The 23,935-nt window shown below is 65.6% G+C and carries 21 protein-coding genes and 1 pseudogene; 10 read left to right on the forward strand and 12 right to left on the reverse strand.

The features are described 5' to 3' along the window. Position 1: 1 nt before the first annotated feature. A complete protein-coding gene (locus ACP6CK_RS28750) occupies positions 2–616 on the reverse strand; it encodes an ABC transporter substrate-binding protein (RefSeq protein WP_426960132.1) in 615 nt (204 codons plus the stop codon). A 37-nt stretch (positions 617–653) separates the two neighbouring features. Continuing rightward, a protein-coding gene (locus tag ACP6CK_RS28755) for an IS3 family transposase (protein WP_426958907.1) occupies positions 654–1,825 on the reverse strand; the annotation gives its coding sequence in 2 pieces (ribosomal slippage) (positions 654–1,558 and positions 1,558–1,825; 1,173 coding nt in all). A gap of 66 nt (positions 1,826–1,891) precedes the next feature. Between ACP6CK_RS28755 and ACP6CK_RS28760 the strand changes: the two genes are divergently transcribed. From ACP6CK_RS28760 to ACP6CK_RS28770, 3 genes are all read left to right on the forward strand, one after another. Next, entirely contained in the window at positions 1,892–2,347 is a 456-nt protein-coding gene (locus ACP6CK_RS28760) for a hypothetical protein (RefSeq protein ID WP_426960133.1), read from the forward strand. 731 nt (positions 2,348–3,078) lie between these two features. Then, positions 3,079–4,458, forward strand: a complete 1,380-nt coding sequence (locus tag ACP6CK_RS28765; protein ID WP_426960134.1) for a DUF4157 domain-containing protein — start codon at positions 3,079–3,081, stop codon at positions 4,456–4,458. 377 nt (positions 4,459–4,835) lie between these two features. After that, on the forward strand, positions 4,836–6,557 hold the full coding sequence (locus ACP6CK_RS28770; RefSeq protein ID WP_426960135.1) for an ATP-binding protein: 1,722 nt from the start codon (positions 4,836–4,838) through the stop codon (positions 6,555–6,557). A 27-nt stretch (positions 6,558–6,584) separates the two neighbouring features. Here the strand turns inward: ACP6CK_RS28770 and recD2 are convergent, their stop codons facing one another. Continuing rightward, positions 6,585–8,771 (reverse strand): SF1B family DNA helicase RecD2, encoded by a 2,187-nt coding sequence (gene recD2, locus ACP6CK_RS28775; RefSeq protein ID WP_426960136.1) that lies wholly within the window; start codon positions 8,769–8,771, stop codon positions 6,585–6,587. 214 nt (positions 8,772–8,985) lie between these two features. On the opposite strand from recD2, the gene ACP6CK_RS28780 reads away from it, so the two are divergent. Both ACP6CK_RS28780 and ACP6CK_RS28785 read left to right on the forward strand, forming a co-directional pair. Further along, positions 8,986–9,480, forward strand: coding sequence for a BLUF domain-containing protein (locus ACP6CK_RS28780; RefSeq protein WP_426960137.1), 495 nt, complete (start codon positions 8,986–8,988; stop codon positions 9,478–9,480). A 270-nt stretch (positions 9,481–9,750) separates the two neighbouring features. After that, on the forward strand, positions 9,751–10,209 hold the full coding sequence (locus tag ACP6CK_RS28785; RefSeq protein WP_426960138.1) for a helix-turn-helix domain-containing protein: 459 nt from the start codon (positions 9,751–9,753) through the stop codon (positions 10,207–10,209). A 155-nt stretch (positions 10,210–10,364) separates the two neighbouring features. Here the strand turns inward: ACP6CK_RS28785 and ACP6CK_RS28790 are convergent. Both ACP6CK_RS28790 and ACP6CK_RS28795 read right to left on the reverse strand, forming a co-directional pair. After that, positions 10,365–11,671, reverse strand: a pseudogene (locus tag ACP6CK_RS28790) (cation:proton antiporter). A 475-nt stretch (positions 11,672–12,146) separates the two neighbouring features. Further along, positions 12,147–12,788 carry a DUF4082 domain-containing protein gene (locus ACP6CK_RS28795; RefSeq protein WP_426960139.1) on the reverse strand — a complete coding sequence of 214 codons (642 nt, stop codon included), beginning with the start codon at positions 12,786–12,788 and terminating at the stop codon, positions 12,147–12,149. A gap of 508 nt (positions 12,789–13,296) precedes the next feature. Here ACP6CK_RS28795 and pepA point away from each other — a divergent pair. Together pepA and ACP6CK_RS28805 are read left to right on the forward strand one after the other, a co-directional pair. After that, positions 13,297–14,118, forward strand: a complete 822-nt coding sequence (gene pepA / locus ACP6CK_RS28800) for a flocculation-associated PEP-CTERM protein PepA (RefSeq protein ID WP_426960140.1) — start codon at positions 13,297–13,299, stop codon at positions 14,116–14,118. 880 nt (positions 14,119–14,998) lie between these two features. Then, positions 14,999–15,667, forward strand: a complete 669-nt coding sequence (locus tag ACP6CK_RS28805; RefSeq protein WP_426960142.1) for a Crp/Fnr family transcriptional regulator — start codon at positions 14,999–15,001, stop codon at positions 15,665–15,667. Between the two features lie 107 nt (positions 15,668–15,774). Here ACP6CK_RS28805 and ACP6CK_RS28810 read toward each other — a convergent pair whose 3' ends face one another. Continuing rightward, on the reverse strand, positions 15,775–16,734 hold the full coding sequence (locus tag ACP6CK_RS28810) for a Bug family tripartite tricarboxylate transporter substrate binding protein (RefSeq protein ID WP_426960143.1): 960 nt from the start codon (positions 16,732–16,734) through the stop codon (positions 15,775–15,777). 697 nt (positions 16,735–17,431) lie between these two features. On the opposite strand from ACP6CK_RS28810, the gene ACP6CK_RS28815 reads away from it, so the two are divergent. Then, a complete protein-coding gene (locus ACP6CK_RS28815; RefSeq protein ID WP_426960144.1) occupies positions 17,432–17,602 on the forward strand; it encodes a hypothetical protein in 171 nt (56 codons plus the stop codon). Positions 17,603–18,046: 444 nt separating this feature from the next. On the opposite strand, the gene ACP6CK_RS28820 is transcribed toward ACP6CK_RS28815, so the two are convergent. From ACP6CK_RS28820 to ACP6CK_RS28840, 5 genes are all read right to left on the reverse strand, one after another. Next, positions 18,047–18,223: a hypothetical protein gene (locus ACP6CK_RS28820; RefSeq protein WP_426960146.1), complete on the reverse strand. Its 177-nt coding sequence runs from the start codon at positions 18,221–18,223 to the stop codon at positions 18,047–18,049. 132 nt (positions 18,224–18,355) lie between these two features. Beyond that, positions 18,356–18,664, reverse strand: coding sequence for a hypothetical protein (locus ACP6CK_RS28825; protein WP_426960147.1), 309 nt, complete (start codon positions 18,662–18,664; stop codon positions 18,356–18,358). Then, positions 18,664–18,873, reverse strand: coding sequence for a hypothetical protein (locus tag ACP6CK_RS28830; RefSeq protein WP_426960148.1), 210 nt, complete (start codon positions 18,871–18,873; stop codon positions 18,664–18,666). Before ACP6CK_RS28830 ends, ACP6CK_RS28825 begins: the two co-directional genes overlap by 1 nt. A 96-nt stretch (positions 18,874–18,969) precedes the next feature. Beyond that, on the reverse strand, positions 18,970–19,155 hold the full coding sequence (locus tag ACP6CK_RS28835; protein WP_426960149.1) for a hypothetical protein: 186 nt from the start codon (positions 19,153–19,155) through the stop codon (positions 18,970–18,972). A 1,277-nt stretch (positions 19,156–20,432) separates the two neighbouring features. Next, a protein-coding gene (locus tag ACP6CK_RS28840; protein ID WP_426957959.1) for an IS3 family transposase occupies positions 20,433–21,667 on the reverse strand; the annotation gives its coding sequence in 2 pieces (ribosomal slippage) (positions 20,433–21,319 and positions 21,319–21,667; 1,236 coding nt in all). A 186-nt stretch (positions 21,668–21,853) separates the two neighbouring features. Here ACP6CK_RS28840 and ACP6CK_RS28845 point away from each other — a divergent pair. Further along, the gene (locus ACP6CK_RS28845; RefSeq protein ID WP_426960150.1) at positions 21,854–22,093 is read left to right on the forward strand and encodes a hypothetical protein; all 240 of its coding nucleotides are present in this window, start codon (positions 21,854–21,856) and stop codon (positions 22,091–22,093) included. A 460-nt stretch (positions 22,094–22,553) separates the two neighbouring features. On the opposite strand, the gene ACP6CK_RS28850 is transcribed toward ACP6CK_RS28845, so the two are convergent. Further along, complete coding sequence (locus ACP6CK_RS28850) at positions 22,554–22,784, reverse strand: hypothetical protein (protein ID WP_426960152.1); 231 nt, start codon at positions 22,782–22,784, stop codon at positions 22,554–22,556. A gap of 811 nt (positions 22,785–23,595) precedes the next feature. Here ACP6CK_RS28850 and ACP6CK_RS28855 point away from each other — a divergent pair. After that, positions 23,596–23,835 carry a hypothetical protein gene (locus ACP6CK_RS28855; protein ID WP_426960153.1) on the forward strand — a complete coding sequence of 80 codons (240 nt, stop codon included), beginning with the start codon at positions 23,596–23,598 and terminating at the stop codon, positions 23,833–23,835. The last annotated feature ends 100 nt before the right edge of the window (positions 23,836–23,935 follow it).

Genomic DNA, 23,935 nt, shown 5'->3' on the forward strand with positions numbered 1-23,935 from the left:
ATCAGGCCGCGAAGACGGCCGCGTTGAAGGATGGGCCGAAGGCCGGGGCCACCTGGTGGGGGCGCGGGATCACCCGCACTGCGGCGAAGAAGTCGCTCACCCGCTGCTGGGCGGCGATCACTTCGTCATCGATGGCGATGGTGTGGGTCTGCGCCACCGCGACCACATCGCGCCCGACCGGGAGAGGAAAGTTCGTGCCCTCCGCCCAGACCCGCGCCTGTTCCTCCTGATGCGCCAAGCCCCATTCGCGGGCCAGCCGGACGCGGCGGAGAAAGTCGGCCAGGGCCGCGCGCTTGGCAGCGATCGCAGTGTCCGCGGCCATCTGGTAGCTCTGGCCGCTCATCAGGCCGCGCCCGTTCACGATCTCCCGCGCTCCGTCCTGCACCTTGGCGAGGGAGATGTAGGGGCCCCAGGTGGCCCATCCGTCCACTGCGCCCCGTGCCAGGGCGGCCTTGGCCGCGTCCGGGGCGATGAAGGCGAAGCGCACGGCGTCGTGCGGCAGTCCCTCCCGCTCCAAGGCTGCAAGAACGAGAAAGTGCCCGGTCTGGCCACGGAGCGTGGCGATGGTCCTGCCGCGCAGGTCGGCCACGCTGCGGATCGGCGAATCGCTGGGCACTACTGACAAGCCCCCACGAGGTGCTCCGGGCGGGATGTTAGTGGCGCATGGGCAGGACCCTGCTGGAGCTGGAGAGGCTGTGGCCGGGTGGTAGGGTCAGGTGGTGCAGCAGGACGACCTCTGGCGCCGGCGGTTGGTAGCGCAGCGAGGAGTGTGGGCGGACGGTGTTGTAGTGGCAGCGCCATTGCTCGATCAGAACCTTGGCCTCGGCCAGCGTATTGAACATCTCCCTGTTGAGCAGCTCGTCTCGCAGCTTGCCGTTGAAGCTCTCGACATACCCGTTCTCCCACGGGCTGCCGGGCTCGATGAATGCCGTCTTCGCGCCGACACCGTTGATCCAGCTCCTCACCGCGGTGGCGGCGAACTCGGGCCCATTGTCTGAACGAACATGGCCCGGCGTGCCGCGCAGGATGAACAGGTCGGACAGCACGTCGATGACGTCGGCAGCCCTAAGCTGACGCCCGACCCGGATCGCCAGGCACTCGCGGGTGAACTCATCCACCACGTTCAGCATGCGGAACTTTCGCCCATCCCGGGTGCGGTCCTCGACGAAGTCATAAGCCCAGACCTGGTTCGGCCTCTCGGGGCGCAGCCGGATGCAGGACCCATCGTTCAGCCACAAGCGCCCGCGCTTGGGCTGCCGGGCTGGGACCTTCAGCCCCTCACGGCGCCAGATCCGCTCCACCCTCTTGTGGTTGCAGCCCCAACCCTCGGCCCGCAGCAGGGCCGTGATCCGTCGATACCCGTAGCGCCCGTACTGCCGCGCCAGGCCAGTGATGCTCGCCGTCAGCGCCGCCTCGTCATCTGCTGCGCGCGACACCTTGCGCTGGGTCGAGCGGTGCTGCCCCAGCACCGCACAGGCTCTCCGCTCGGACACGCCGAGCTGCTGCATCACATGCCCCACTGCCGCGCGACGACGGGCGGGGCTCAGTATTTTCCCGATGCCGCTTCTTTCAGGATCACCTTGTCCAAGGTCAGGTCCGACACCGCCTTCCGGAGCCGCGCATTCTCCCGCTCCAGCTCCTTGAGCCGCCTCACCTGGTCCAGCTTCAGGCCGCCGAACTCCGCGCGCCAGCGATAGTAGGTCTGGTCCGTCACCCCGATCGTCCGGACCGCCTCGGAAACCGTCTTGCCCTGGGCTGTCAGCACCTCAACCTGCCGCAGCTTCGCTACCATCTCCTCCGGCGTGTGCGTCCTCTTCCGACCCATTCCCCGCCTCCTCAGAACACCCGCCGGGTCACATGACCGGCGGACCGCTTCTACGGGGGACGGTCAATGCAGACGCCGCAGGATGCGACGCCAGCGGCGGAGCATGCCAATGTCTGCCTGACGGACAATGAATCGCTCGCGCGATGGCTGGTTGCTGAGTACGTGTCCCACTTCGGCGCTTGGCGCGATCTTCCTGGCCTGAAGGCCCTTCAGTTTCGCCAGATCGATGATGTCGGGTCCGATGGCGATGCGATCACCCGTTATGGCGAGACGGTGCGCGCCGGCGACATGATCGTGGCGCTTGAGTGGGCAGGTCTCGGTCAGCCGTTCTGCTTCGCACTCAAACCGCCTCAGTCCGCAACGGGCCAGCACCACATGCCGAGCCTCTTCGTGGGCTGCGAGAAGGCGATGATCACCGTGATCGGCCAGAAGCGGTCGGGAGTGCCGGTCCCCCGCAAGATTGCCGGGCACCGAATTCCGACCGCGATGCTGGCCTTCTCAGAAACCTGGATACGTGGCTGATGCAGCGCCAGCCCGGAGGTAAGGGGGCGAAGTTCGTAGCTTTCAGAATAGCGGGCCTGCTCTCTGTCATGATGCTGCTGACCGCGGCTGATCGCACAGAGACAACGTCTCCAGCAGCATCCGGCCCGCAGCGAGAGCCGTGCGGGCCGGAGCGGGAGGGTCAGGAATGGTGTGTTGCGTGCCGAGCCCTTGGATACCAGGCCGTCATGCACTGCCGCGCCGGCTACTTCGACTACACTCGCTTGTGCCACAGACCGCAGGCGGGCGACTTCTGCTATCGCCCCGCGCCGGCCACGGTCGATCGGCGCTGATCTTGAGAGCCGGTCGAAGCCGGGTCCCGCGCGTACTGCCCGACCCTGCTTGGAGCCTTGGCTCGGGCCTTCCGATGCCAGAAACTGCTGGACGAAGGGCGATATGCGTCGATCACCGAGATGGCGGCGGGAGGGGGTATCTAGGGACACTGTTGCGGTTAACCCTGCTTTCGCCGGACATCGTTGAAGCGGCCCTGGAAGGACATCAGGCCGAACAGCTTGCGCTATCAAGACTCCTCACGGCCTTGCCGGCCAGCTGGGCGCAACAGAGCACGCAAGTCTGGCGCAGCCGAGAGAGCGGCTGCGCAGTCTAGCCCAATCCTATGTCACGTTTGTCGCGCCTAGGATTGTTCCCATACATAGAAAGTGCGATGCCCTGCCCCCTCAGGTGTAATCGAAATCGGAATGGGTGAGCACTGCATGAGCGGAGCAAATCGCCGCTTTGATCTGCCAACGGCGCTGTTTGAAAGCTTGTCTCGATCTTACTCCGCCGATCTGTCTGGCGTTAAGCTGTCGACCGGACCGGCCGCAGAGCGTTTAGCAGGCGATGCGGTTGCCGTATGCGTGGACGGGCAGATATTTCTCGGCGAACGGGCCCGCGCTCCTGGGGCTCCACCAATCCTTGCCGTAATCGCGCACGAGGCAGCCCACGCTGTGCAGCAGAGGCGCGGCCGGCTTGGACAACGCCTTGCCTCATCTTATGCCGCAGAGCGGGAGGCTTGTGATCTCGCGATGATTGCCGTTAGCGGCAGGAGGGCCGCCGTGCGCTTGGCACTCGACTGGCGCGCCCCAGCCGCATGGGAGGAGGTCGGCCACTACTACACCACTTACTACGTGCTTCTCTCCGCCGGGGTAAGAGACCCGATGGCGAAGCAGATCGCCTTCTATTGCCAACTGCCTGATGAGGTGGCCGCCCTCGACGCTGTAGAGGTTGTAGCCCCAAATCTCGGACTCGGTGCGATCACCGGCATCCCAGGGTGGATCTACGAGAACACCGTTGGGACCGCTACGGACGCCATGCATACCATGTACAACGGCTTCGTGGACATGGTCCCGTACGGTGCTGGGGGCGGCCATATGTACCGTGAAAAGCCGCGCTCATTCGAGCGGTTCAGTATGGGGCTCGATGTCCAGTCCGGGCTGCATGCCCTTACTGGACGTTCGGCCACCGTCGAGACAGCCAACCGGCTCGCCATTTTGCGCGGCATCGACCCAGCAGCCAACCCCCTCGAGTTTGGAATAGCGTTGCACGCTTTCGGAGACTCCTTCGCCCACCGGGACGATGCGGCCGGACGAATGTTCCCGCCCATGATCGGGCATGGTGGGGAATCCGTCCAAAGCCGAATGCAACGAAAGGTCGGCATCGACACCGAGCACCACCACGTGGACGCCGTCGGGCCCTTTCGAGCTCCGATCTACCGCGAGTACATACTGGCGCTGCACGAGCTCTTCACGACACGCTTCTCTCCAGGCCACAGGCCGGGCTTTAAACTCACGGCGACGGAAGCTGCTGACGCGCTGGTAACCATTGTGGCGCCAAACGACACGATGGCGGACTCCCGCCCCGAGCGCCTGCGCCAGGTCTCAGCTATTCGGGCATTGGCTCAGAGAGCGCCGTTGTCTGTGACGATGGATCCTTACGCCCCGGAAACCCTGGAGAAGGCGCAGTCCCTGGACGAGTTTCGGCCTCCGCCGGACTTCACGGTTTCGCAAATTCACATCAACCAGGCCCTTGCGTGCGGGCGATGGTGGAATATGCCCGGTGCAGACTTCACGTCGGGATTGCGCGTGCTGCCCTGACGCATCTGTCCTGCTGGTCTATATCGACGATCCCAAGGTGCCGCGTGGTCGCGTCTACAGGTGGAGCTCGCTTGAGGTCGGGCCTGACAAGGTGGGGGAGGAGATCGACGGCTCGCCCGCTGGTGATCGGGACCATCTACCCGCCTGGAACTGATTGGACTTTACTGCTCGGGCGCCTCCGGTATTTCGACGACGGCGGGGGCGGAAAATGATGATGGCAGAGGTTCGGCCGCCAATTTCCCCTGAAAGAGCCGGCCCCTGCGGGCGATCAAGAACTGACGCTAAAGTTTGAGCTTTCTGGTCCGAACTTTGCGCCATTTGATGTGTTACCGCGTGGTCCCGGCCCTAGGCAGGCTGGATCCTGCTGAGAGCCTTGGATGAGCGAACCGACAGAGACAGCCACCGGCATCCCGGCTGAGGGCTCTATGGATCAGGGCGCCCTGGAGCCCCTGGGCCGCCCCGGCCTGAATCATTGGCGTCAGGCCGAGATCACCGACACCACTCTCGACGAGCGCGACAACATTTTCTTTGCTGCTGTCGAGATGACGCGAATGCCCATGATCCTGGCCGATCCACGTCAGAACGATTGCCCGATTGCTTTTGCTAACAATGCTTTTCTTGATCTCACGGGCTACGAGGAGAGAGAGGTCGTTGGCCGCAACTGCCGCTTCCTCCAGGGGGCCGGGACCGATCCCGCCGCTGTTCGCCAGCTCCGCGAGGCGGTCCAGGAGCGCCGACCCATCGCTCTGGAAATCCTAAATTACCGTCGCGATGGTACGCCATTCTGGAACGCTATCTTTATGGGGCCAGTGTTCGACAAGTCGGGCGACCTCATTTTCTTCTTTGCCAGCCAGCTCGACGTCTCCAAGCGTCGGGAAAGCGAGCAGGCCCTCCGGCAGGCTCAGAAGATGGAGGCGATCGGCCAGCTGACCGCCGGTCTTGCCCACGACTTCAACAATCTCCTCCACGTCATCGATGGCAGCCTGGAGCGCCTGAAGGCCAAGCGCTTCGATGATCGTGCTTTCGAACGCTTCCACGAGGCTGCCGCAGCTGCTTCGGAGCGAGGCGCCAAGCTCACCCGCCAGCTCCTGGCATTCGCGCGGCGCACTCGCCTGGAACCAAAGGGAGTTGACCTCACCCATCTCGTGAACTCCTTCACTGAGTTGCTAGAAACCTCAGTCGGAGAGAAGGCGGACTTGCATCTTAATCTCCAGCGACGACTGCCGCTGGTGAAGGTGGATCCAACCCACCTTGAGATGGCTCTACTCAATGTCGTGGTGAATGCCCGCGACGCATCTCCCAAGGGCGGCTCGATCACGATTACCACGCGGGCCATTCACCTGAACGGCGATGCCGCCGCTCGCCGTGTGGAGCCCGGCGACTACGTCCTTCTCTGTGTCAGCGACGAAGGTGTGGGCATGCCGCCCCACGTTCAGGCACGGGCGATCGAGCCCTTTTTCACCACGAAAGGACCGCAGCACGGCACGGGCCTTGGCCTCGCCATGGTGCACGGCTTCGTGCAGCAGTCCGGAGGGCAGCTGGAGATTGAGAGCGAGCCTGGGCGGGGCACGACCGTCCGGATGCTGTTCCCTCGCTACGTTCCCGCAGAGGATGCGGACGGAGCCGGACCGATTGGCTATCAGGCTCAAGCAGTGGAGGGGGCGGCCCGGATCCCGCTGATCCTGGTCGTGGATGATGGTCGTGAGATCGCGGAGATGGCGCGAGAGGCTCTGGTCGAGACGGGCTATCGTGTGGCGGTCGCGTACAGCGCCGAGGAGGCGATCAAGGCGTTCGACGAGGCGACCGAGGCTGGGGACGCCTTTGACCTTGTATTCTCGGACGTGCTGATGCCCGGCGGCGCGAATGGCTTGGTGCTGGCCGAGAATGTGCGCCAGAGGTCACCTGCCACACCGGTTATCCTGACAACGGGATACAATGACGAGATGTCGCTGGATGGGCCACAAGCAGTATCGTTGGAGGTGCTGGGTAAGCCCTACAAGCGAACGGAATTGATCGATCGGATCCAAGCGGGCCTCAGACGCGGCGCTCGGACGGGGCCGCGTCGGGAGACTTCGGACTTCGGCCATGTGCAGGCATGAGGCAGCCAGACTGAGGATGTCACCGGCTCAAGGTCCCGCGCCCACCAGCCACTCCCTGAGCTTGGACCACCTCCGCCGCGTGTTCCGGTTCCTGACCGCGATGGCGAGTGCCCGCCGCTGGCCCACGAGCACGACCAGCTTCTTGCCCCGGGTCACGCCGGTGTAGAGGAGGTTCCTGGCCAGCATGGCGTAGTGCTGGGTGACGAGCGGGATGACGACGGCCGGGTACTCGGAGCCCTGCGCCTTGTGGATCGTGGTAGCGTAGGCCAGCACCAACTCGTCCAGCTCCCCGAAGCCGTAGACCACCTCCCGACCCTCGAAGCGGACCGAGAGCTCGCCGTCCTCCATGTCGATGCCGGAGATGACGCCGAGGTCGCCGTTGTAGACGTCCCGGTCGTAGTCGTTGGCCACCTGCATGACCTTGTCGCCGGGGCAGAAGGTCCAGCCGAAGCGCTCGACCCGCAGCTCCCCCGGCGGGTTCAGCGCCTCTTGGAGGGCGATGTTGAGCGACCTCGCGCCCATGCCGCCCCGGTTCATGGGGCAGAGCACCTGGACATCCCGGACCGGGTCCAGCCCGAACCGGGCGGGGATCCTCTCACGGATCACCGTGAGCAGCTTCCTGACCCCCTCCTCTGGGTCGGCCGCGTCCACGAAGTAGAAGTCCGAGCCCTCGGCCTGCTTCAGCTCCGGCATCTGCCCGGCGTTGATCCGGTGCGCGTTGACGATGACCTGGCTCTCGGCGGCCTGGCGGAACACCTCGGTCAGCCGCACCACGGGCAGGGTGCCCGCGCCGATGATGTCGGCCAGCACCTGCCCCGGCCCGACCGAGGGCAGCTGGTCCACGTCGCCGACCAGCAGCAGCGCCGCCTCGTCCGGCAGGGCCCGGAGCAGGGCCCGCATGAGCGGCACGTCCACCATCGAGGTCTCGTCCACCACCAGCAGCCCACACTCCAGCGGTCGCTCCTCCGTCCGCTTGAAGCCGCCGGTCTTGGGATCGGTCTCCAGCAGCCGGTGGATGGTCCGGGCCTCCAGGCCGGTGCTGTCCGAGAGCCGCTTGGCAGCCCGGCCGGTCGGGGCGCAGAGGGCGACCCCCACCTCCTTGGCCCGCAGCACCTTCAGGACGGAGTTCACCAGCGTCGTCTTGCCCACCCCGGGCCCGCCGGTGATGACCAGCACCTTGGACCGGACGGCAAGGCTGAGCGCCTCCCGCTGACTGGGGGCAAGCGACAGGCCGGTCTTGCCCTCCACCCACGGGATGGCCCGCTCGCCGTCGATGGCGGGCCAGGGTGGCGCCCCAGTGGCCAGGGTGGCCAGCCGCTCGGCGATGGCCTGCTCGGCCCGGTGGAGGCCGGCGAGGAAGATGCAGGGCTCCCCGTCCAGCGTGTCGGCCACCACGGCGCCCTCGGCCAATTCCCGCTCCAGCGCCGTCTCGATCAGGGCAGGGGGCACCTCGATCAGGGCGGCGGTCTGGGCGGTCAGCTCGGCGAGCGGCAGCCCGCAGTGGCCCTCGCCGGTGGCCTCGGCCAGCGCGAAGGAGATGCCCGCCCGCACCCGGATCATGGCCGTGGGCTCGATGCCGAGCTGGCCGGCCACGAGGTCGGCCGTCCGGAAGCCGATGCCCCGGATGTCACGGGCGAGGCGGTAGGGGTTCTCGGAGATGACCTGGACGGCGTTGGCACCGTAGGTCCTGTAGATCCGCACCGCGCGCGAGGTGCCGACCCCGTGGGCGTGCAGGAAGAGCATGATCTCGCGGATCACCTTCTGCTCGGCCCAGCCCGCGACGATGCGGCTGGCCCGTTTGGGGCCGATGCCGGTGACCTCGCGCAGGCGGTCGGGCTCGGCCTCGATCAGGTCGAAGACGGCCTCGCCGAATGCGCGGACGAGCTTCTTGGCGTAGACCGGGCCGATGCCGCGGATCATGCCGGATCCGAGGTAGCGCTCGATGCCCTCCAGGGTGGTAGGAGGGCTCGCCTTGAGGAACGAGGCGCGGAACTGCTGGCCGTGGGTACGGTCGTTGACCCAGGTGCCGGAGAGCTGGACCCACTCACCGGCGGAGATGGTGGCGGCGTGCCCGACGACGGTCACCAGGTCCTTGTGGCCGCGCGCCTTCACCCGCAGCACGCAGAAGCCGTTCTCGGCGTTGTGGTAGGTGACCCGCTCCACCAGGCCGGCCAGGGCCTCGGTCGGGGCGGTCTGGGCAGCGGTCTGGCCCAAGGCTTATCGACCTCGGTTTTGAGAGCCCGAGATATGGGGTCGGTGCATGCCCCAGTGTACTGAGCCGAGCCGATGACGGCCATACTCGGCAGGCCGTGAAGGTACGCGCCAGGCGCCACGACAACATCTGGCTAATAGAACCAAGGGCCATGTGTAACGTTTAGCTCTGGTGCATTCAGCTTTGCGCTTGGGCTCAGGCCTCGGAGCAACTCACATGCCGATCACCTCACGGACTCGCTGGAGCCAACGTCCCCGCGTGCTTCGGCTCATCTACAGGAGCCAAGTGGCTTTCAATCCCGTCGGTATGCCGTTCACCGAAGAGGTCCAGGCGATCCTCAGCGAGTCACGCGCCCACAACGCGGCTGTAGGAATCACGGGCGCATTGATGGTCAGCCGTGGCCATTTCGCCCAGGTGCTGGAAGGTCCAGCTTCCGCCGTGAAGGCACTATACGGCGGTATTGCCTGCGACGCTCGCCATCGGCATCCCCTGGTCCTCTCGGTGGAGGATATTGACCGACGTGCGTTCCCGAACTGGTCTATGGCTTATGTGAACGAGGTCATGCAGGCAGCGATCCCGTTGACCTTTCGCGACGCTGCAATGGATCCGTCGAGCCTTAGTGCATCCGGGCCAGCATTGCTCGCATTCCTCCGCTACGCGGTCCAGGAGATGTCACCTGAGGCAATCTCACCCCGACCTGCCTCCGCATAACGCAGAGAGGAGGCACTAGATAAGATCAGGATATATCCATAATGCCTAGGTTCGAAGAGAACCCATGACCGTACCCGAACGGCTATCGCTGACTGGTCTTCCGGTTCAGGTTCGCCTCCCGAGCATCGTCACAATGATTGTAAAGTCACATCGATCGGTGCCCTCGTTGCAGTCGGTGAAATACCACGGACTCACGTCTAAAACGAGCATCCTCGCAGCCCGTTAATTGGAGCGTTGCTTTAAGGTCCTGAGGTCGGGGAGAAGCTACGGATGAGATCCGTCACGACCAAAGCGGATCTTGGTCAGGAGCAGGAAAAGGCACTGCACCCGGTCGACGCGTATGTCGGTGCTCGGGTTCGCCTTCGCCGAACCCTTCTCGGAATGAGCCAGGCTGCTCTGGGCAAAGCGCTCGGCCTGACCTTCCAGCAGGTACAGAGGTATGAGCGAGGCTTGAACCGCATCGGAGCGAGCCGTCTGTTGGAACTGACGCGGGTGCTGGACGTGCCGATCGCATTCTTCTTTGATGACATGCCCGACGGCCTGAGCGGCGCGGCCGACGTCCAAGCGCGTTTCGCGGGTGCTCTTGCGGAGCAGGCGGATGGCGTGGACGGCGACTTGCGGCAGCAGCGCGAGACGTTGGAACTGGTGCGCGCTTACCACCTCATCGCTGAGCCTGCCGTACGCAAGCGGCTCTTAGACCTCGTGAGGAGCCTCGGATCCGCGGAATAGGTCAATGCCCCGGAGCGACGGCTCGGTGCTGGTCGAAGAACTCCGATCACGTCCGACTCGGCAGCAGACGTGGCGTTGGTAACGGACTGACCAGCGAGTCCTTTGCAGCCGTCCCGAGATCCCCGTCACCCTGCCCTGTCGCGTGACTAGGCTTTTCAGGATCTCGCTGGCCCCTTGAGCCCCGGCGGCGGGGCAGCGTCCTCGGCATCCGGGTCACGGCCGTGCTGGCGGTCGAGCGTCCGCATGATCGGCGTCACGGTCAGCCCGTGCAGCAGGACGGACAGGAGCACGATCAGCCCCACCAAGCCCCAGAGCCGCTCGGCACCGTCCACCTGCATGTGGTTCAGCCCGTAGGCCAGGTAGTAGAAGGTTCCGACACCCCGGATGCCGAAGAAGGCCAGGGTCAGCTTCTCGCTCCGGTCTGCTCGGAAGCCGATCAGCCCGATCAACCCTGTCACCGGGCGGATGACCAGCAGGATCACCAGGGCGATCACCGCATCGGTCCAGGTCACCGAGGCCAGCAGCCCCCTGACCAGCGCGCCGCCGAAGACGAGGAGCAGGACCATCATGGCCAGGCGCTCGATCTGCTCGGTCATCTCGTGCATCTGGACGTGGAAGTCGTGCTGCCGGTGCGCGCCGCGGAAGGTCAGGGCGGTCACGAAGACGGCGAGGAAGCCGTAGCAGTGGATGATCTCCGTCAGCCCGTAGGAGACCAGGGTGGCGGAGAGGGCGATCAGCCCGTCGCCGGTCTTGGACAGCTTCGTCTCCGCCGGAACATGGAAGGTGAGCCAGCCGAAGGCGCGGCCAATCAGCCAGCCACCCACCACGCCCGCGCCGATCTCCCACAGCACGCGATAGGTGAACCACCCGGCGAACCAGGGCTCGCCGGTACTGGCCACGGCGGCCAGGACGATGGCGAGGTGGACAAAGGGGAAGCGAGGCCATCGTTCAGCCCGGCCTCGGAGGTCAGGCCGAAGCGGACCTCGTCCTCCTGTCCGGTCTTGGGCGGGCCGACCTGCACATCGGCGGCGAGGACCGGATCGGTGGGCGCAAGGCTGGCCGCCAGCAGGAGCGCCGCCACCCAGGGCAGGCCCAGGCCCCATCCGAGCAGGAGGGTGATGGCGGCGATGCCCAGCGGCATGGTCACGCCGAGGAGCCGCCAGGTGACGGCCCAGCGACGCCAGTCGAAGATGCGATCGAGCTTCAGGCCGGCGCCCATGAGGGCGATGATCACCACGAACTCGGTGAAGCGCTCGGTGATCTCGGGATGGTCGAGCGGCAGCGGGCTGAGGGTGACGCCCGGCAGGGAGAACAGGCCCGCACCGAGCGCGATGCAGACGATGGGCAGGGAGAGCGGCAGGCGCTTGAGGACCAGCGGCAGCCACGCGACCAGGGCCACGAGGATCCCGAAACCGGTGAGGGCGAGGATGTATGGCTCGGGAAGCCAGGTGCCGTCGGTCATCGCGTCTTAACGACGCGGCCCAGACGATGTTCGAGTGAAGGACGCTCGGGGCCAAAGCGACGCGTTGGTGAAAGCTTGTGGCGAGGGCAGGGAGAGGGACACGGAATCAGCGCAGCCCCACGCAAGCAGAAGGACAGCGATTACAGAGCACTAAACCTTGTTGGCGAAATCGCCCAACTCCCAAGCTCCGGAGAACAGTCGGCCTCCTGAGAGAGAAAACGCCGCTCGTTCCGAAGTCGAACCATCAAGCCGCGCACGCAAATACCCGCAGCACGGGGCGCATTACTGCACCGCGACCATGGCAGAGAAACTTCAGCTTGTCGACGATTGGAGCAGCAAGAGGAACTGGGCGCAAACCTTCTCTGGGGCGGGGCTGGGTCCGCGGCTCATGGCCGCGGGCCCATCTCGCTGCATTGTGTTGTTGGCAGACCGCTACTAGGGCCAAGCCCCTGCCGCAAATGCCGCCGCGGACGGGTCAATCCGTCCAGCGACTGCGCCGACGAATAAAGCCGAAGCCGAGCAGACCAGTGCCGAACAGGGCGAGGCTGGCTGGTTCGGGAACAGGTACCGTGCCGGTGATGAAGTTAGCTCCGAGCCAAGCCCCTCCAGCAAAGCCGTCGGACTGGGTGGGGAACGAGAAGGCACTGTCGAAGTTGGAGTAGCGATCCTGAACGATGTTGACGTTCGGGTCGACAGATCCAGTCCCGCCCTGGCCCGTGCCGAGAGAACTGGCGATGTCGTCGCGCAGGTAGGCGCCAATGACATAGGTGACACCCGGTGCTGCGTCGAAGGCTGTAATCGCCGCGTAGCGGAACAGGCCAACCAGGGTTCCCGAACCACCCGCTGGCACGGTCGTCGACCGCAGTAAGGTGCCGTCTGTCGCCCAGAGACCGACAGACGCAACGTTAGTAAGCCCGTCGCCCAGGTCATCGTAGACACCGAGTTGGGTGATCGTCGTAGGGGCGTCGACCTGGAACGAGAAACCCAGTGTGTAGGGCGTCGAAGAGTATTCCAGTCCTGGCGTCACCAGAGTGATAGCAGGGCCGGCCAGGGCGGCTCCAGCAACCGAAAGGCAGATCGCCGCCGCGCTAGCGGACAGCAGGAGCTTCTGTTTCATGGATCTTCCCTCGAAGATGGCCCGCACGCTGCGAGCCGACGAGGACAACGGCAAGTTGCATGCTCGAACCGAACTCGTTACAATTCAGCAGTGTGCGGCACTCATGTAGAGGGGCCGAGGCTGATTCGTAAAAACATTCGACGCCGGAGCGGTCCGCTGCGCGAAGTAGATACTGCTTGTGTAGGAGCGGCGCCTAAGCGGAAATCAGCCAACACCGGAGCGGGGTGAAGACATGACCGCCCTGACACCGCGGGCCATGACGCATGGCCACTACCAGACGGGCAGGACATCAGTTATGATGCACGGCGCAACGCCATCCACAGGTACACCTTTACGAGTTGCGTTCTTATCACGTTAGTTCCCCGTGCCGAAACGACTTTCGGCAGTGAAGTCAACAGCTTAAGCTGCGTAGGGCAATTGGCATGGAAGATGCCAGTTCAGCGGGATGCGCATTACCAGCGCGGGCGGTCACACCGCTTCTCACCCCAGCCGTTGAAAGGGACTTGCAATGAACTTGCTTCCCACGACACTCCGGCATGTGCTGTTGGCTTCCGTGGCCGTCCTGGCCACGGCAGGCGCGCCGGTAATCGCCGCCCCTCTGTTCACCGTAAACGAGGGCTCGGTGTCTGGCAGCACACCGAACACCTTCCAGGCCGACCGGATCAGCTTCAACTATGATGGCAGGATCGTGCAAACGATCAACGGCGGCTCACTGGCCGGTTCCGATGACCCGTTCACTGAATCCGGCTTCCTTACCAAGGCTTCGTACGCGGTTGGCGGCTCGGCCATCCCCTCGCAGCTCAACGGATTCGGCGCAGGTGGCTACGGCATCTACGGCATCTTTAATCTCGCGGGCGAGGCTGATCCGTTGGCCGGAGGTGGCATCCAGGCAAATTTCACGTCCGGAACGCTGCAGCTCATCCTCGACGTGAACCAGAACACGACGCTCGGCTTTGTCGGTAACGTCGCTACGGCAACTGGAGGCACCGCCGATGATATCGTCCTGGCCAACATGACCCTTAACGTCGGCGAGGCGCATGTGTTCGGCGGACTGGCCAACGGCGACTTCGATACGATCTTCAACCTGACCCTCACCGCGGCCGGGCAGGCGCTCTTCGTTGCGCCGAACCCATTTTTCCCGTTCGAGAACTTCGGAGGAAACACGCAGACGATCGCGGGCGCGAGCCTGACCCAGAGCTTCGTCGCGACCGCGACGGGCGCCGGGACGGAGCTCTTCCTGACTGCTGTTCCGGAGCCGGCGACCCTCGCCCTGTTCGGCGCCGGCCTGTTCGGCCTCGGTCTGGTTCGTCGGCGTAAGACAGCGCCCTAACCCGGCTCTGCCGATTTCTTCCTTCTGGCAAGTACACCTCGGCGGTGCCTTCGGGCGCCGCCCTTCTTTTTGCGCACAGACTGGAAGCCGGTCACGTCAACGCCCTCCTCAGCATCATCCGCACCGCCGCGGCCGACATCCCCAACCGCTTCGCGAAGGCGAGTGTGCGCCCAAAGCCCTGACAAGTTGCCAAGCTTTGCTGTGTCTGCATTGACAAATTGCGCCGAGCAGAGATAAACCCTATGCGAAATGAAAGGTTTAGCATCCAGACTTAGGCCTCGGTTCGAGGAAGCGCCGTGCCAAGCAATCAGGAAAATGCTCAGGAGGCTGAGCGCCTCGTCGCTGAAGCTGAGGCTCGTATATTAGCTCAACGGGCCGTGGCTGAACGGCTGGAACGGGACGGCCCGGCCTGGTTAGCACCTACAGCTCGCTCGATCCTGGCCGATCTTCGCTCTTCTGCGATGCAACGATCGGAGGAACTCACTCGGCTCCGCGCGGGGTTCACCATCTGGGCAGGCTTAATCTCCCAACTGGCCATCTGAGTGAGTGGATAGACGCCTCCGGACCAGTGTCTGGCCGCATCCGGCATGAGGTCCAGCAGCTCCTCGACGTGGTGAAACGTGGCGCCAGTGTCGAGAGTGGCGGCAACGGTCGAGGGGGTCACGACATAGGGCGGAGCCAAGTTCACCATGACCAGCCAAGTGGCTGTCGCGCTTATTGAAATGCGGTAGGACGCAACCTGAGATGCAGAGGCCCGGCAGAGGGGGGGCCTCGCCGATCCGATGTTGCGCCAGCGGGTGCGTCCTTGCCACCTTCGATAAGGACGGCGCGATCACGACTAGAAAACCGTGGTCGATAGCCTGCGACGGAGTGCCGTGACATGGGCTGGGACATCTTGCTGAATGGGCTAGGCTACGCAGCCGCCGCGGCGACCATCGTCTCGCAACGGATGCGCACGATGATCCCGCTGCGGGCCGCGGCCATCGCTGCCAACCTCCTCTTCATCGCCTACGGCGCGTTCGGCCGCTACTGGCCCACCCTCATCCTGCACCTCATCCTGCTTCCCCTGAATATCGAGCGCCTGATCGGCATGCTTCGCCTCGTGAAGCGCATTCGCTTCGCGGCCCAGGGCGACTTCAACGCGGATTGGTTACGCCCTTACACGCGGCGCTGTTCCATGCCGGCCGGCACGCTGATCTGGCGTCAGGGCGAAATCGCCGATACGGCCTTGTACCTGCTCAGCGGCGAGGTCCGCTACCGCGAGACGGGCCGCGTCGTTGGGCCGGGCCATTTCGTCGGCGACCTCGGAATCTTCGCCGCCGATCGCCAGCGCACGCTAAGCAGCGAGTGCACGAGCGACGTCGAGGCGCTAGCGATTAGCTACGACGAGCTCACGCAGCTCTACTTCCAAAATCCGAAATTCGGCTTCTATCTTGTCCAGACGATCATTCGGAATCTGCGCGGGCATATTGCGGCCCTGGAGGCGAAGCAGGCTGGCGCGTTGTCAGCGCCACCCCGAGAGACGCCTCCGCCTGGGCCTGCGTCATGATGCAGAGCTCCGTCACCCGCAACGGCCGTCACCGCTGCCGCTACGCGAGGACAAGGCCGTTCTGCCGTGGGGAGGGGGCCGCTGCTCGTAGCACGCGACACCCAGCCCTAAGGCGTACGCAGCAGCCCGAGCGGGCGCAGTACCCCCGCCATGCGTTCGATCTCGGTCGGGATGAGGGCCGCGAACTCCTCCGGCGTGCTGCCGACGATCGTGAGGCCGAGCTCCGCTAGGCGCGGACGCACCCGCGGGTCGTCGAGCGTGGCGACAGCGTCGCGGCGCACCCACGCGGCAATCTCCGGCGGTGTGCGGGCCGGAGCGATAAGGCCAAACCAGGCCACCGCCTCGAACCCCGGCAGGCCGGCCTCTGCGATCGTCGGCACGTCGGGTAACGCGGGCATGCGGTCACGAGAAGTGACGGCGATGGCCCGGACCTCCCCTGCCCTCACCCGGTCGGTCATCGCCGAGCTTCCGATCATGACCTGCACCCGCCCCGCGAGGAGGTCCGCGAGCATCGGTGCCTCGGCCCCGTACGGCACGGCCGTGATGTCCACACCCGCGACCTGCTTCAGCATCTCCATGCCGAGGTGCGTCGAGAAGCCGACGCCCGAGTGTCCGTAGGCCAGCGCGCCGGGCCTTGCCCGTGCAAGGGCCAGAAGCTCCGGCAGGTTTGTCGCCGCCACGGACGGATGCACGACGAGCACGTTACGGGTCCGCAGGAGAAGGCTGACCGGCACGAGGTCCCGCCGCGGATCATAGAGCGGCGGCGGATCCATGCTCACCCGGACCACCATCGCACCGTCGCCGGTGAAGCCGAGCGTATAGCCATCCGGGGCAGCACGGGCGACGCGGTCCACGCCGAGGGTCGCGCTGGCACCGGGCACGTTCTGCACCACCACGGGCTGTCCCCAGGTCGCGGCCAGTGGGTCGGCGAGGAGGCGCGCTAGGAGGTCCGGCGCGGATCCGGCGCCGAACGGGACGACGAGCGTTACGGGCCGTTCCGGCCAGGCCGCCGCGGCCGGGCGCGCGAGCCCCAGCACTGGCAAGGCAAGGACGATGCGACGGAACATGGGGAACCTCCGTTGCGCTCCCGGACGCTACGCCCCTGCGCTCCTCGCATCAAAGAACTTCCGAGGCACTCGCCCAGGCTGCGCGACGATCCGTGCTTGTGTCCGCCCGTCCGGCGCACGATTCAGCGCCCCCACAAGCTGCGCCGTGGCGCGGTCGGCCGCGCGGGTCGCCCCGGCGACGGTCAGGGTCGTGGCGCGCCTCACGCTGCACCCCCTTCCAGCCCGCCCGTCAGGGTCAGGACGTATTCCGCGAAGTTGTAGGCGGCCACTCCTCGGAGGAGCTGATAGCGTGTTCGTGGTAGGCCAGCACGACGCGGCCCGGGGTGTCGGCCGACGCCGTACGACTAGCCGGAGAGTAGATGCCCCACCTTATCGAGAACGAACGGGCGAAGCTCTCCGCGACCCTGCCTAACACTCTGGCCAGCGGCAGCATGGTCGTGGGGGTCGTCACCCCTACCGCCGCCGCCCTCTGTGGGATCAGCCCCCTCCACCTCTCAGGGTGGCAGGCAGCGGCCTATGGCGCCTCCTTCCTCGCAATTGGTGCGTTCCTGCATTACCTTGCCCGGAAGATCCTCGGAGGGCTGAAAGAATGGCCGCCTCCCAGCTCGCCCTGCTGGCCTTCGGGCCCCGCGGCTTCCTGGCCGCCGGCTTGGCTGTCTATTGGATGGCCCGGCGGGGCTGATATGGCCGGCGCGCCGTGAAGATCCGGCATGTCGTATTCGCCCTAGCCTTCACGATCTTGACCGGGTTCCAGGCATTGAACGCGACAGGATCGGTCTTTGCGATCACCTCGGGCGTGCTTTCCGGCGGCGGCGTCGTGCTGCTGGTCATGGCTCTTTTAGGCCGGGTGGAGGACGGCGACGCCTAGAGCAACCCGCCCCACTCGCTCCCCGTTACGGCACAGTCCCGTCCTGACCGGGACGTCTTGCCCTTCTTCCTCCGCCCGCCCGGTCCCCCTCCGAGGCGGGCGGCTGTGCGTCCGGGCTACGCCACCGCAGGAGGCATTCCCCCACCTGGTGCGGGCGGCATAGCCGGGATTTCTGGACCTGGCGGCGAACTGGGTCCGACCGGATCGCTCACGGGGATCTCTGGCCCAGGCGCAGGGGGAGGAGCACCCGGACCAGGAGATGGGATTTCCGGTGTTGGGGCGGGGCTACCGCCGGGCACTTCGGGAGACGGTGGCGGCGGGGCGGGGTCTTGGTCAGGCATCGGACGATCCTCGTGGCCGAACATCAACGCGTGCCAAACGAAAACGTCGGCGGCCACCCGGGTCAGCCCGGCCGTTCGCATTCGGACCTCACCGCTCCCCCAACTACGGCCCGACCAGCTCCATCCGAAGATCCGATTGCGACAGCCCGCCGTGCAGGCCGCGTGGATGACGCAGGTTCACCACCACCGCCCGGCCCTTGCAGAGGAGGCCGAACAGCCGAGCGCACGCCTCGGCCGCAGTGAGGTCGGGCCAGCGCGCGACGATGCCGGCGATTGGCACCACCGCCTTCCGACCGCACCCGCACGTCACCATCAGCACGCACCGCGGATCGCGCGCAGCCAGACGTGCGCCGAGGACGAGGCGCAGCTCCTCGGCGTGATTCCGGTTGAACGGCAGGCAGCAGCCGGGTCATCAGCGCGAGACCGCGCCGGCTGCAATCCGCCTCCAGGCCATCCGGCGTCCGCTCGCCGGCCGGTTCCACATGACGTTCCCACGGTAAAGGTGGCCGCGTTTGCGGTCTCGGCGCTCAAGGAAATCGTAGAGGGGCCTGAACAGGTAATCGGCGCCCTTGTGCTCCATCAGGTGCCGCAGCATCAGCCGCACCTCCGCTTCCCCGCCATCACCGCCCGCAACCTCATAGCCGGCCACAGCGCCGGCCAGGCGTGCCCGCTCATCGCCACCAACCGCGCCAGCCGCGCGATACCCGTCCTCGACCGCCATCAGCAGATCCTCCGGCCAGGGGGCCAGGCGGGCATGGCCGCGCTGCGCGGCTCCGGCCGCACCCGCCCCGTCACCTCGGCCACCGCCCGGGCGTTCGCCAGTACCAGGCGCCGACCCTCCAGCCCCCGCCCGTCCCACAGGTGCAGCAGCTCGCCGCGTGCCGGTTCGGCCCGCATCGGCTCTGGTCGGGTGGGCAGCAGGGTCAGCATGTCCGGGACTCCGGGTTCACGAGCGGGATAGGCTATGGCCGTGAACGGAGAGCGAACAAGGAGGGTTGAGTAAAGGCGGCGCGAGGACCCTGCCGGCTATGTCCGCAGTAGCGTCAGGACCTTCAGCGGCCCCCCCGGCAGCACCACCACGTCGTTGTCGTGCACCGCGTCCGGGTTGCCGACCAGCGACCATGCTCCGAGACCGGACGCCTCGTCCCAGCGCGCCACCTCGGGTGGATTGCCGGACCATATGATCCAGTAGAAGCCGGGCGGGCGAGTCATGGCGGCAGGGGGGGGCGACCGGCCCCACGCTACTGCCCGCCCATGCCCTACACGCCCTCACGGCTCGAAGCTGGATTGGGCAAGTTCCGGACAAGGGTTTTCGTATCCGTCTCTAGGCCCTCTCGGCTTGCTGCTTCTCAAGGCGTGTGATGACCTGCCCACAATCTTCTATGCAGCGCCGAAGCTGCTGAACCTCAGACCTCGGCCCGTCTTTCTCTAGCCTCGCAGCTGAAAGTCGCCAACGCGCGACATCCCGCTTCATGTCCTCGACGGCATCGCCAACAGTCCTTGGCAAGGCATCGCTCCGGCATAGTTTTCAGCAACCATAAAGTGAACGTTTACACATCGATACCCTCTCAGGGCCGATTTGCTACTCAGAGTATCGACCGGTCAGCGGCTGCAACTGGCGCCGCACAATCCATCGCTGCTCCAACCGGGTCGTTGAAGGCCAAGCGCCAATCTCGTCCTGGGTGGGCGGTGTGGCCTCCCAGACTTGACCGTCCGTCGCCTGTAGGATCAGCGACCCTGCTGAGGTGTTCGGAACGTGGAAGCTACGGAAGCCGGCCCGAAGAAATATCCTCAGTTCCGCGTGTCCGGGGATCTGCCCGACGCGCGCGCAGATCGTCAGCTGAGCACCGGGCTCGATCCGCTCCCAAGACGTCTCGGCGGTCCACCGTTGGTGTGTCGGATTATGGGCCATGACCCGTCTTACCGCGTGCACAACGTCGTCGGCTACGCTTACGCTTAACATTGAAAAGCGAGGGGCTGACCCGGGGAGACCCTGAGGCGGCCCTTTTCACGAAGTGGCTGAACGAACCTGCGTTTGACGCAGGATGCGCCTGATCAGCTGGATCTGCTCGTCAAGACCACATGCGCGTAGGTCGCGGCCACTGTCACGGAGAGATTGCGACAGCCGGGCAGCATGGTCTTGCAGCTTGGCGCAAACGCTTGCTCGTGCCGCCTCACTGCATTCGCCGTTGAGCTTGGAACGGGCCAAGCTCAACTCTACTGCAAGCACCGAAACGGCGAGGGTCAGTGCGTCGCAGCGCCCGGCAAGGGCCTCTGGATCGCCAGCACTCAAGGGCCTTCTCCGTGCTTCGAGTGTGTGGCCTGAACCAGTCCGGAAGCACGGCGCCGGAGTGACCGGGCGACGCTACCTAACGCGCAGGTTACAAATTTATGAACGCAGGGAAAGGTATAAGCGTTGCCTAGAGCAGCAAGGGCAAATTGCTTCTGGCGAACTTGCCTCGCTGTCGATACCCGTGGAGTGCTCCCCATCAAACCGGACAGGTGACTGGGGTGGACGATTGGTGGGCAATGAACTCACGGGGTGAGAGCATGCGCAAGCCGGAGTGGGGATGGGCGGCGTTGTAATCCTCGAACCAAGCAGGGAGCTGCTGGAGGACGGTGATGGCGTCGGGCCTTGGGTTCACCCGGGCGTAGTCGCGCTTGAGGGTCTTCACGAACGCCTCACAGACGCCGTTGCTCTCGGGGCTGCGGGGCGGAGTAAAGCAGGCGACGAGATCCAGGGCGGCGGCGAAGTCGACGGTGTCCTTGGCCGTGTAGGGCGAGCCGTTGTCGGCCAGCCACTGGACGGGATGGGGTGCACGGACATTGCCGAACCGGCCCTCGACGCAGGCCAGCATCATGTCGCGTATCATCTCGCCGCTGATGCCCCCACCCGCCGTGGCAACCCAGGCCATGACCTCGCGGTCGTGAGTGTCGATGGCGAACGCGACATGGACCACCTCACCGTTCCAGCAGGAGATGGCCAGGCCGTCGGACGCCCAGCGCTGGTTCGACGCTGGGGCGACAACCTTGCCCTCGTGCGCCCGGATGGCGCGCCTTGCGGTGCTGGGCTGTAGCGTGAGCGAGGCACGCCGCATAAGGCGCAGGACGCGCTTGCGGTTGACCGGCGGCTCTCCACCGGCCCGCCTTGCCCGGTTCAGCAGGGCGGCGACGCGCCGGTAACCGTAGGTGGGCCGGGCATCGGTGACGGCGCGGATCTCGGCCAGGAGCGCATCGTCGCCCTCGCGCTGATAGGGGCCGCGGCGGCGTCCAGGCCCCTTCAGCTGCTCGACCAGGTTGGATCGGGCAACGCCCAGGGTGTCGGCCACCGCCTTCACCGGGAACCGGCCGGAGGAGGCGACGGCAGCCGCAAGCCGGGCTTTTTCCCCCGGGCAGCGTCCAACGCTTCCCGCAGGATCTCGGCCTCCATGGTCTTGCGCCCGAGCAGGCGCTCCAGGTCGCGGACCTTGGCCTCGAGCTCGCGAACACGGTTTGCGGCCACCACGTCGTCGTCCGCCCGCACCGCCTCCAGGCCCCCCTCGGCCATGCGACGCCTCCACCCGAACAGCAGGCTGGGGGAGACGCCGTGGAGCCGGGCAACGGCCGAGACCGTCATGCCCGGCTGGGTCGTCTCCTCCACCAGCCGGACCTTCTCGGCGGCACTGTATCGCCTGCGGCGCTCGCGGCCGGTGATGATTTCGACGCGCTCAACGGGATTGGACATAGCCGTATGTCTAGGCTCAGGCCTAGGCCCTCAGGTTACGCCACCTGTCCGGTCGAAATGGGGGGCGCTCCAACCCGATTGATCCTACATGTACGTTTCGGAGCACCCGCGCCGCGCGCTACGGCCGCCCCATGTCCTAATCGCCTGCCGCCGAGACGAAGATGACCGAACAGAAGGGGCAGGTGGGTGGCCCGGATTACGAGTATCGGGGGCGCGCGCACCACCTCGAACGACAAGAGCACGCTGTTCAACCTCTACCTCGACGGCCTGTCGCGGAAGTTCTATGCGTTGGGCAACCTCGACCGGCCCCGGCGGGTGGTGGATAGCTGGATCGACCACAGGAAGCTGCCGCCGCCCTGCGTCTGGCCGCGGCGAGAACAAAAGGCCTCGAAGGAGCTGCTGCGGGCCGAATTCGAGATCGGCTAGATCAGCGGAGGGTTCCATCCATCAACCGACCGACCCTCGACCCGCTCAACCCAGAATAAGCTTAACGGCCCGAGGGCTGCGTGTCCCATCCACGCCGCCACAGCTTGCGAACGCTAGCGGTTCTCATTCTGGAAGGCAAAACACTTTCCAGCGCCATCCGGCTCACGAAAGACTCTCAACCGGTTGCGACAGAATGACGATCTCTGCACAGCCAAGGTCTGGACAACCGAACGACTGCCACCAGAAGCCAGCCTCCTCCAGGGCTTCATCCCGGAGCCTTTTCCAGCCCCGAGCGTGCCGTCCCGTAACTGGGCACAATACCCGATAGTGCCAGCCGCGCTGGAAGCCTGGGCAGACTAGCGCAGCTGGTAGCGTGGCCTCCGGCGCGGGCCCGCCTCCACAGCTACACGTCATGCGATTTCCATGGCCGTACCGCGACGGGCCGCGACAGCCATTCCGCTCAACCGCCCTGCGACCTGTCTACCATCTCGCGTGCGATCAGCAGCAGTTCGTGCCGCTTGCCGCGAGGCAGCTTATCCCAATGCTGCAGGAGTTCCGCCCGGCCCATCACGCCCGAGCTGGGCGGCTCGCGCTGCCACCGGCGGACCCATGCATCCACCAGCCCATTCTTCGGGGCCTTGAAGGCCTCTGGAGGCTCCTCAGCGTCTGGCCGTTCCGGATCATCGGCCATCAGCTAAGACCGCGCCTCCGCTTCATCGCCCTGATCTGAGAAGGTGGTTCCGCGGCCTTGGGCTTGGCCATTGCGGAAACTGGATGGGGTGAGACTTATGGTTAAAGGCTAAGCTGCGCCAGCCGCTGCCGCCGTTGCCCTGCTACTTCGGGGGGTGCGGTCAGGCCGGGGAGCGGGTGTCAGGGAGCCCACCCCGGCCGCTGAACAGAGCTGCTACCCAGCGCAGTCCACCGTCACCAGCGTTTGCGGTCCAGAGGGCGAGCGTTGCGCCAACGAGGAGTTGTATGGGTTGAGCCGCCGGCAGCGGAGGTGACCTGTCCGGCGTACCTCAGGCGGATGAAGGCGCTTCAGGGTGCCTGAAGGGACGGAGCGAGGAGGAGTTCAAGCGGCGCGGCCGCAGGCTACAGTGCCCACACGATGCCATACCAGCCGGCCACGGATGCGGCTGCTAACAGGGCGAACGCAGTGCGGCGCGTGAACCGGGGCGAGTGCCGCAGAAGCCGAATACCGAGCCGAGGCCGGAGCACAGCTCCGAATGCAGAGCGCGGCGTGTGGGCCATGACCATGTCTCATCTCCCATTCTGCGTGAAGAAAACCACCAGATCCGAGAGCAGTTTCCGACACAGCCGGAGCGGACCAGCCACTGCTCAAAGGCGATTAGTTCCCAAGCGGGGTGTTTCCTCCCCCCCAACTCCTGAGCAGCGTTCGTCCAGTTGTCAGGAACCCAGCACAGCACCGACACAACGATGGTGTGCTGGTCGCGTTATGGACTGCAGCGACGGCTAGGATAGTCCTGGCCCGGGAGGACACGATGAAACGAGCCATCCTTGGTGCCATGGTCGCGGCAGGCGCATTCCTGACCGCGGTACCCGGCGTTCAGGCACAGGGCTACGGCCCGCGTGATCGTTTTGAGCGTCAAGCCTTCGAGCGGCGCATGGAAAGGCGCGCGGAACGGCGGGAAGCTCGGCGCGAGTTCCGCCGTGAGCAGCGTGCGATGGACCAGCGTCGCGCCTATGAGGCGGGGCGTCGCTCCGCATACGTCGGCCGCTAAAGGCAGCTTGGAAAATCACGCAGGTATTCTTGGCCTGCACAGAGGGGTGGGAACACCCACCCCCTGAAGAGAGTGGTCTCTCATCTCAAGGCGCTGGCCG

This window comes from Muricoccus radiodurans, from assembly GCF_050154705.1.
GTDB lineage: Bacteria > Pseudomonadota > Alphaproteobacteria > Acetobacterales > Acetobacteraceae > Roseomonas > Roseomonas radiodurans.